The 9,801-nt window shown below is 61.7% G+C and carries 4 protein-coding genes and 1 pseudogene; 2 read left to right on the forward strand and 3 right to left on the reverse strand.

Features of this window, described 5'->3' with window-relative positions:
• Positions 1–3,375, forward strand: coding sequence for a hypothetical protein (locus AC0L18_RS30550; RefSeq protein WP_473495469.1), 3,375 nt, complete (start codon positions 1–3; stop codon positions 3,373–3,375).
• Between the two features lie 58 nt (positions 3,376–3,433).
• Here AC0L18_RS30550 and AC0L18_RS30555 read toward each other — a convergent pair whose 3' ends face one another.
• Positions 3,434–5,164, reverse strand: a complete 1,731-nt coding sequence (locus tag AC0L18_RS30555; RefSeq protein WP_473495470.1) for an adenylate/guanylate cyclase domain-containing protein — start codon at positions 5,162–5,164, stop codon at positions 3,434–3,436.
• Positions 5,165–5,633: 469 nt separating this feature from the next.
• Here AC0L18_RS30555 and AC0L18_RS30560 point away from each other — a divergent pair.
• Positions 5,634–7,129 (forward strand): annotated as a pseudogene (locus AC0L18_RS30560) (BCCT family transporter).
• 120 nt (positions 7,130–7,249) lie between these two features.
• Here AC0L18_RS30560 and tyrS read toward each other — a convergent pair.
• Positions 7,250–8,503, reverse strand: a complete 1,254-nt coding sequence (gene tyrS / locus AC0L18_RS30565; protein WP_473495471.1) for a tyrosine--tRNA ligase — start codon at positions 8,501–8,503, stop codon at positions 7,250–7,252.
• A gap of 205 nt (positions 8,504–8,708) precedes the next feature.
• Positions 8,709–9,383, reverse strand: coding sequence for an alpha/beta hydrolase (locus tag AC0L18_RS30570; protein WP_027154148.1), 675 nt, complete (start codon positions 9,381–9,383; stop codon positions 8,709–8,711).
• Positions 9,384–9,801 lie beyond the last annotated feature (418 nt).

The raw sequence follows: 9,801 nt of genomic DNA on the forward strand, positions 1-9,801 counted from the left end.
GTGGATCAGGAGCAGCCGCAGCACGAGAAGATCAGATTCAGGCGTGATGAAATCACCGACCTGGGGGCCTTCCCGTCCGCGTGCCGCATACCGCCGCTCGGCCAGGGCCGCGGCGTTGGTATTCTTGCGCGGCTGTTTGCCGGCCTTTTGGCGCTTGTGCTGCTGGCCACCGCCGCTGTCTATGCGATCGGCACGTCCGGCTTCGGCACCGAGCGGCTGCGGGCCGAAGCGGAAACGGCCATCGAGAAATTGGCCGGGGTCGACGTCGACGTTGCGGTCGGGCCGGCCCGTCTCACGCTCGACGGATCGAGCTTCATTGCGCTGCAGGTCAGCGACGTCAGCCTCAAGACCGCCGACGGCAAGCCGATGGCCGATGCCGGGCGTGTCCGGTTCGGCGTAAGGCTGATACCGCTGCTTTCGGGCGAGGTGCGGCTTACCAGCGCCAGGATTTCCGACGCGCGCATCGTGATGGCGGCGCTGCCGTCGGGTGGCGACTGGACGGCGGCACTGCGCAATGACGACGGCCTCATCGATCCGGAAAGGCTGGCCGGCACGGTCTTTGCCAGCATCGGTCACGCGCTCGATGCGGTGCGCGAGGAGCAGATGCGCCGGATCGAGCTGCGCAATGTCGACCTCGTTCCGCCCGAGGCCGGGTTGGTCAAACTGGTCAGGATCGCGGATGCTACCGTTGCGCAGTCGGGGCCGGGCGGCTTGGAGTTTTCATCCGATGCGGCTGTCGACGGCAGGACACTCACAATCGCCGCCTCAGCCAGCCGTGATGCGACGACGCGGCGCGTGACGGCGTTGGATGCCAGCGTCGAGATAGCGCAGCTTGACCAGACCGCGACAGCGCCGGGCGGGACGCTTGGCGCGATTGCCTTGAAGCTGGCGGGATCGGAAGGATCCGGCGACAACGCGTCGCGGCTGACGGCCTCGCTGTCGTTCGCCGGTGCCGTGCTCGATCTTGGCACGCGTGGCTCGCTTCCAGCCGACGTCGATCTCGCTGCGACGCTTGTCGCCGGCGCCAACAAGGTCCAGGTGGACCGGCTGCAAGTGAGGACCGGTCGCTCGACATTCGAGTTCGCCGGTTCGATCGGGCCGAAGCCGGCGACCGGAACAGCAGGCGAGGAGCCGTCCTATCGCTACGACCTGACCAGCGACGGCTCGACACTGGCGCCTTCGGAATCCTCCGAACCTGCGCTCGATTTCATCGCCCGGGTGGCCGGCGTCTACCAGACCCGCAGCCGCAAGCTGGTGGCCGGGCAAATCGGGATCCGGTCCGGGTCCGACAGCGAGGCGCTGGGCACGGCTTCGGTCGAATTCCCCAAGGGAAAGGTGCCGGGCATATCTGTAGCCTTCAACGTCCACGACATGCCGGTCTCGCATGTCAAGCAGTTGTGGCCCTGGTTTGCGGCGCGAAACGCTCGCCTGTGGGTGCTGAAAAACCTGTTCGGCGGCCGTGTCGTCGACGCCAGCCTGCAGTTCCAGGTCGTGCCCGGGCGCCTTGGCAACGGCATCCCGCTTTCATCAGATGAGGTATTCGGCCGTTTCCAGGTCGAAGGATCGCGCTTCGATACGGCCGGTCACATCCCGCCGATACGCGATGCCGTCGGCGTCGTCGAATTCCACGGCAATGACGTCGACATCGCCTTGTCCTCGGGCAACGTCTATATGGCCAGCGGCCGCACGGTCGCGGCAAGCAACGGCACGATGACGGTCAAGGCGGCGAACCGCCCGCCGGTGATCGGCGCGCTCGACATCGATGTTGCCGGGGAGGCGTCCGCGATCGCCGAGCTCGCCTCCTACGAGCCTATCAACGGCATGCGCCGTGTCGGCCTGCTGCCGGAAGACCTGTCCGGCACGGTGACCGGCCACGTCAAGGCGGACATTCCGCTGCAGCGCGGCGTCGACAGCTCGAAACTCGATTGGCTGGTGACGCTCGATTACAAGGACCTGTCGCTGGGCAAGCCGTTCGAAGACCAGACGGTGACGGACGCGGACGGTTCGATCACGGTCGAACCCGAGAAGGCGGTGATATCAGCCAAGGCGCTGCTCAATGGCATTCCAGCCGAACTCGACCTGATCGAACCGCTCAGGGATGGCGGACCGCCACGCAGCCGAAAAGTGGCGCTGACGCTCGACGACAAGATACGTGCCGCCGCCATGGCTGGCCTGTCGGAGCTGCTTTCTGGAACCGTCAAGGTTGAGATCGACAAGAGCGGCACGGGCAACCAGACTGTCTCGGCGGACCTGACCAATGCCAGGCTGGACATTCCCTGGGCAGGCTGGAGCAAGGGCCCCGGCATTCCAGCCAATGTCACATTTGCCATGGCCAAATCCGGCGACACCACGACGCTGTCCGACTTCGACCTGAATGGAAAGACTTTTTCGATCGATGGCGGCGTGGTGCTGGTCAAAGGCGCCCTGTCCTCGGCGCGGTTCAGCAACGTCAAGCTGAACCGGGGAGACAGCGTTGCCGTTTCGGTGAAGCGATCGGGCAAGGGCTACGCGATCGACATCAGCGGCAGCGCGCTGGACGCGCGCTCGCTGATCAAGCAATTCACGTCGGATGTCGACACCGCCACCAAGGCCACGGGTTCCGACGCGATTTCGGTCAGCGCCGACGTCAATTCGCTGACCGGCTTCCACAACGAGACGCTGTCGAACCTGAAGCTCGACTACAGCGCCGCCGGCTCAAGGGTGAATGGGCTCAAGGTGAGCGCCACGGCAAGTTCGGGTGCTGCCATCAGCATCAGCAATACGACCGGCGCCGGCAAGCGCGCCCTCAACGTGCGGTCGGCCGACGCCGGCGCCATCCTGCGGTTCCTCAACATCTACGAGCATATGGAGGGCGGCTCGATCACCCTGGCGCTCGCCGGGGCAAGCGATGGGCCGATGAAGGGCCAGGTCGACTCGCATGATTTCTTCGTGGTCAACGAGCCGAAACTCGCCTCGCTCGTATCGACGACGCCGGCCGGTGACAGCCGCAGCCTCAACGAAGCCGTCAAAGCCAATATCGACACGTCGAGAGTGAAGTTCGAGCGCGGCTTTTCCGAGATCGAAAAGGGCGCCGGCTATCTGAAGTTGGCCAATGGCGTGCTGCGCGGCCCGCGCATCGGCACCACCTTCCAGGGCACGCTCTATGACAAGAACAACAACATGGACATGACCGGCACCTTCATGCCGGTCTACGGCATCAACCGCATCTTTGGCGAACTGCCGCTGTTCGGCGCGCTGCTCGGCAATGGCCGCGATCGCGGCCTGATCGGCGTGACCTACCGGCTTAGGGGCAATGCCAACAAGCCCAAACTGGACGTCAATCCGCTGTCGGTGATCGCGCCCGGAATTTTCAGGTCGATCTTCGAGTATCGGTAAGGTGAAAGCTCAATCACTTCGAGCCCCGATTGGGATCTGGTTCGTAGTTACGGGCTGGCTACAGGTGGGCAATACCGGCTTTCAGCAGTCCCTCGCGGACGTGCTGCACATCAGACTCTTGGGCATAGTGCAGGGTGGCGATAAATGAATCGAGGTCGAATTGGGGATCGAGCGTTTTGACCTTGCGTAGATGCGCCGCGGCGGCGATTTCGTCGCCGAGCCAGCCGTAGCAGGCAGCGGCGAAAGCATGCTGAACCGAGTCCATGGTTGACAGATGCATGAAAGCTTCGATCGCCTCGCCATACTGGCGCGCGGCGAAACGCGCCTTTCCCAGATGGCTCCAGAACCTCTCCGGGTGGTGCGGATTCAACTGCATTGCCTTGCGGATCCATTCAATTCCCTCTTCCGGCCTCCCCAGCCACGTCAACAACTCGCCTTGCTGCACCACCACGAGGTCGTAATTGGGATTGAGGGTGAGGGCGCGCTCTTGATGGTAGCGCGCTGTGGTCAGCTCATTGTTGTTCACGTTCACTGCGGCGAGGATGCGGTGGACATCGGCATCGTTGTCGTCCAGCGCCAGCGCCCTGTCCAGCGCTGCCATGATGTCGTTCCAGACGGCATCCCGGTCTTTGCACCAGTTATAGACCCAGGCCTGACCAAGAATGCAGGCCCGCCAGGCATGGGCATGGGCATAATCGGGGTCGAGCGCGACGGCCCTGCCTATCAAGGTTTGCGCGCGTTCATTATCCGCAATCGTGCTTTTGTGATGCAGCACCTTGGCGGCAAGCACACATTCATACGCGGCCATGTTTGCGGGTTTCGCCCGCGCGAGCTGGTCCCGCTGAGCCGCCTCGACACGACCGGGCAGCGTGGCTGCGATCGCCGCGGTCACCTCATCCTGAATCGCGAAGATGTCGTCCAGCTTCCGGTCATATTTGTCTGCCCAGATATGAGCGTCATTCGCCGTGTCGATGAGCTGAACCGTCACGCGCACCCTGTCGCCGATCTTGCGAACGCTTCCCTCCACCAGGTATTGGACGTCTAGTTTCTCGGCCACCTCGCGCACATTCACGGCGCGGTTCTTGTAGACGAAGCTGGAATTGCGCGAGATGACGAACAGCTCATGGTGGCGGGACAGTTCGGTGATGATGTCCTCGGTCAGTCCGTCCGCGAAAAATTCCTGCTCGGGGTCGCCGCTCATGTTGGTGAATGGCAGCACCACTATCGAAGGTTTCGAGATGGATCGCTTTGCCTCGACTTCTGGCAGGACAGGACTGTCAAGCCCAATGCGATAGAGGCGAACCGGGCGGCTGATGTTCTTTAACGTCTTCTCGCCCAAATCCTCCATGGCAATTTCGAGACGGTCGGCAATTTGGGTCGCCACCGCTGCGGTCACGCAGATACCGCCGACGTCGGCGAGTTGCTCGATGCGCGAGGCAATATTGACGCCGTCGCCGAAAATGTCGTCATCGTCGAAAATGATGTCGCCGAGATTTATGCCGATCCTGAATTCGATACGCCGTTCTTGCGGCACATCCGAATTGCGCCGTTTCATGCGCTGTTGGATTTCCACGGCGCATTTCACGGCATCGGTCACGCTCTGGAACTCAACGAGCATGCCGTCTCCGGTGGTCTTGATGATCCGGCCCTTGTTCTTCGCGATGGCGGGATCGACCAGTTCTATGCGATGGGTCCGAAGGCGTGCGAGCGTGCCGGATTCGTCGGCCTCCATTAGCCGACTGTAGCCCGCCATATCGGCAGCCAGAATTGCGGCTAGTCTCTGTTCCATCGCCTGAACCAAAAACCAAGCCTATCCTTCCTGGGCTGCCAAATCCAGCAATTTGGGCATGTGGCTGATCAAGGGCGCCGGCTATCTGAATCGGGCTAATTGGCGTGCTGCGCGGCCCGCGCATCGGTACCACCTTCCAGGGCACGCTCTATGACCATGCGGGATGGACTGCCGCTCTCCGGCAAGAGCGGGTTCCTCCGCACTAAGCAGCTATTGCGCGATGTCGTCGGAGCGCGGACGACATGACCGACAACTTTTCGAATGTGTCGGAACTGGGTCGCAACGAAGTCGCGATTGAGCCAGCTAACGCAGCGTCATTCAATCAGTTTTACCACGCGAACCGCTCTGTCGTTCCAGCCAGAAAATGCTTGAAAAGCCGGCCGCGCACGATGTTCACACAAAATGGGAGTGAGCGGATGTCCGTAACAGCACCCGGAGTGTAGACTCCGGCGTATTTTGGCCGGCTGTCATCATAGCTGGCGGCTTTGTGCTTTGGGGCGGCCTCGCTCCTGACAGTCTCGCCACAGTGGCGACAGCGACTTTGAATACGATCATCAAAACATTCGGCTGGATGTTTGTCGTTTCGACGGCGTTCTTCCTGATGTTCGCTGTTTTCCCGGCGGTTGGCAGGTTCGGCAAGATCAAGCTCGGGCGAGATGACGAAAAGCCTGAATTTTCGACCGTGTCATGGGTCTGCATGATGTTCAGCGTCGGAATGGGCATCGGCCTGATGTTTTGGGGCGTGGCCGAACCGGTCTTCCATTTTGGCGCGCCACCGCACGGAATGGCGGAGCCGCAGTCACGGGAGGCCGCGGTCGTGGCAATGCAATACGCCTATTTCCATTGGGCGCTGCACCCGTGGGCGATCTACGCGGTTGTTGGATTGGCGCTTGCGTACTTCAGCTACAGGCGCAACCTGCCGACTTTGATGTCGAGTGCCTTCCAGCCTCTGCTCGGCAGCCGCATCCACGGCCCGATAGGCCGGGCGATCGACATCCTCGCAATCATCGCGACACTGTTTGGAACGGCCACTTCGTTGGGACTTGGCGCTCAGCAGATCAACAGCGGGATGAACTTCCTCTGGAATACCGGCGAGTCCGCAACAATCGCACTGACGATTATCGCGGCATTGACCGTTCTGTTCATCCTGTCGGCGGTTTCCGGTGTTGGCAAGGGCGTGCAATTCCTGAGCAACCTGAATATGGTCATTGCTCTGCTGCTCCTGCTCTTTCTGACGATCATTGGACCGACCGTGTTCATATTCGACACGCTGATCGAATCGCTTGGCTACTACCTCAGCGACCTGGTCTCCATGTCGTTCCGCACGGCAGCATTCAGCGACGGAAAATGGCTTGGCAGCTGGACCATCTTCTATTGGGCCTGGTGGATATCCTGGGCTCCCTTTGTCGGCGTTTTCATAGCTCGGATCTCTCGGGGCCGCACAATCCGCGAGTTTATCGTTGGCGTGTTGCTCATCCCCAGCGCTGTTACCTTCTTTTGGTTCACCGTCATGGGCGGAACTGCACTTCACTCGGAACTGATGGGATTGGGCGGACTTGTCGAAGCCGTCAACGAAAGGGCGCTCCAGTATCGCTGTTCGCGCTTCTTGCCCAATATCCGGCCACCACGCTGACATCGACCCTTGCGATGTTCCTGGTTGCAATATTCTTCGTTTCGGGAGCTGACGCGGCTTCCGTTGTCATGGGAATGCTCTCTTCGCGCGGTACTCTTCACCCAAGGTCCGGGATCGTGGTTCTGTGGGGCATTTTGGCCGGAGCCTCTGCTTGTGTCTTGCTGGTGATGGGTGGCTTGGCTGGACTCCAGACCGCATCCATTGTCGCGGCCGCGCCGTTCCTCCTCGTGATGGTTGGGTTATGTGTGTCGCTGTGGATGGGACTTCTCGACGATATCGAAGTCCATGGGCGGTTTGACGAATTGGAGGCTGCTCCCACGGTCCCGACGTAGCCGGTGTGAACTCCGAAAGCAACAAAGTTGCGCAGGCTTCTTCCGCGCAACTTTTGGTAGCAAGATGCGAGTTCGATACGCGCGCTGGAACGTCCACACATGGGCGTCCGAGCCGGCCAGTCAGACCGGCCGCACCAGAACGTGTTTTTTCTTGCCGAGCGACAGCTTTACGACCTGTTCCGGACCTAGATCCTCAAGCGTCACCAACCGGCGATCGTCGGACACGGACTGGTCGTTCAGCCGCACGGCGCCGCCCTGGATGTGTCGCCGCGCCTCGCCGTTGGACGCGGCAAGCCCGGCGGCAACGAACAGCGACAATATGCCGACGCCGCTTTCCAGATCGGCCTTGCCGACCTCGACGGTCGGCAGCGTTTCGGCCAGCGCACCTTCTTCAAACGTCTTGCGCGCGGTTTCCTCGGCTTGCTCGGCCGCCTCGCGGCCATGCACGATAGCCGTCGTTTCAGTGGCCAGGACCTTCTTGGCCTCGTTGATCTCGGAGCCGCCAAGCGCGGCGAGCCGCGCGATCTCGCTGAGCGGCAGGCGGGTGAAAATCTTGAGGAAGCGCGTGACGTCGGCGTCCTCGGTGTTGCGCCAGTACTGCCAGAAATCATAGGGCGAGTAGAGGTCGCCGTTCAGCCAGACCGCGCCCTTGGCCGATTTGCCCATCTTGGCGCCTGACGACGTCGTCAGCAGCGGTGTGGTCAGGGCATAAAGCTGCGGCGTGCCCATGCGGTGTCCGAGATCGACGCCGTTGATGATATTGCCCCACTGGTCCGATCCGCCCATCTGCAGGCGGCAGCCATAGCGCCGGCTGAGTTCGACGAAATCATAGCCCTGCAGGATCATGTAATTGAATTCGAGGAACGACAGCGATTGCTCGCGCTCGAGCCTCAGCTTGACGCTGTCGAAGGTCAGCATGCGGTTGACCGAAAAATGCCGGCCGACATCGCGCAGGAACTCGACATAGTTGAGCTTCATCAGCCAGTCGGCATTGTTGACCATGATCGCGTCGTTTGAACCGTCGCCGAAACGCAGGATGCGGCCGAAGATGCGCTTGATGCCCTCGATGTTGGTGGCGATGGCCTCAGGCGTCAAAAGCTTGCGTTGGTCGTCGCGGAAGGAAGGATCGCCGATCATCGAAGTGCCGCCGCCCATCAGTGCGATCGGCCGGTGGCCGGTCTCCTGCAGCCAGTAGAGCATGGTCGCGGAAATCAGATTGCCGATATGCAGGCTGGTCGCGGTGGCATCGTAGCCGACATAGGCGGTCACCGTTTCCCCGGCGAAAAGCTGGTCGAGGCCGGCATCATCCGAAATCTGGTGGATGAAACCACGCTCGCTCATTACGCGCAGGAAATCGGATTTGAAGGCGGACATTTTTTCTTTCCCGAAAGCGCCCAACCGAAGCGGATCGGGCGTGGCATGCGTGAACGCGGGCGTTTAGCATCCAAGCGCGGTCAGCAAAAGGGGAAACCGGTTTTTCCACCTGACCGCTGTAACGGCGCCGCACGGCTTCGAATCGAATGCCATATCCTGCGACAGAGCCCGACGCGAGATGCCGGAGATATCTTCGCTGTTCGGCCTATCTCAACCGTTTCGGCCGCGGGTCGGACAACTCGCCTGCCAGACGGCGATCGAGATAGTCCGCGCATTCCTGGAGCAAGAGGTCCGCATCGTTGGAGAAGAAATGGTTGGCGCCGGGCAAGGTCTTCTGGGTGATGGTGATGCCCTTTTGCGTGTGCAGCTTGTCGACCAGCCCCTGCACGTCCTTTGGCGGCGCGACCTTGTCGGCGTCGCCATGGATGATGAGGCCGGACGACGGGCAGGGCGCCAGGAACGAGAAATCATAGGTGTTGGGCTGCGGCGCGATCGAGATGAAGCCTTCGATCTCCGGCCGGCGCATCAGAAGCTGCATGCCGATCCACGAGCCGAACGAATAGCCGGCCACCCAGCAGCTCTTGGAATCCGGATGCAGCGACTGCACCCAGTCAAGTGCCGCCGCCGCATCCGACAATTCGCCGGTGCCGTGGTCGAATTCGCCCTGGCTGCGGCCGATGCCGCGGAAATTGAAGCGAAGCGTGGTGAAATCCCGCTTCTGGAACATGTAGAAGAGGTCGTAGACGATCTTGTTGTTCATCGTGCCGCCGAACTGGGGGTGCGGGTGCAGGATGATGGCGATCGGCGCGCTCTTTTCCTTGGAAGGCTGGTAGCGACCCTCCAGGCGGCCGGCCGGACCGGTGAAAATGACCTCAGGCATAAAATACTCCACATGGCATAAGTGCGCGGCGCCCGGAACAACTCTTCCTATGGCCTTGACGCAGGGCGAGCGTCTTCTTAGAAGCTAGTTTAGAATTGTTCAAAACTGGGTGGCCAAAACGTCGTGGTTCGGCCATCCACGCCGCAAGTCGCGTAAATAGGACGGCTTGCCTTGCAATTTCAAGGAAATAACGCGCTATCCTCGCGGAATGGCTCTTGAAGGGACCGATCGAAACGAAAATGGCCGGAAGACGCGCCTATCTCGACTACAATGCCAGCGCGCCGCTGCTTGCCGCGGCGCGGGGGGGGGGGGGTTGGGGGCGGGCCCCCCCCCCCCCCCCCCCCCCGGGGGGGGGGGGGGGGGGCGGCCCCCCGGCGGGGGGGGGGGGGGGGGCTGGGGGGGGGGGGGGGGGGGGGGG

The organism is Mesorhizobium sp. WSM4819 (assembly GCF_055811215.1).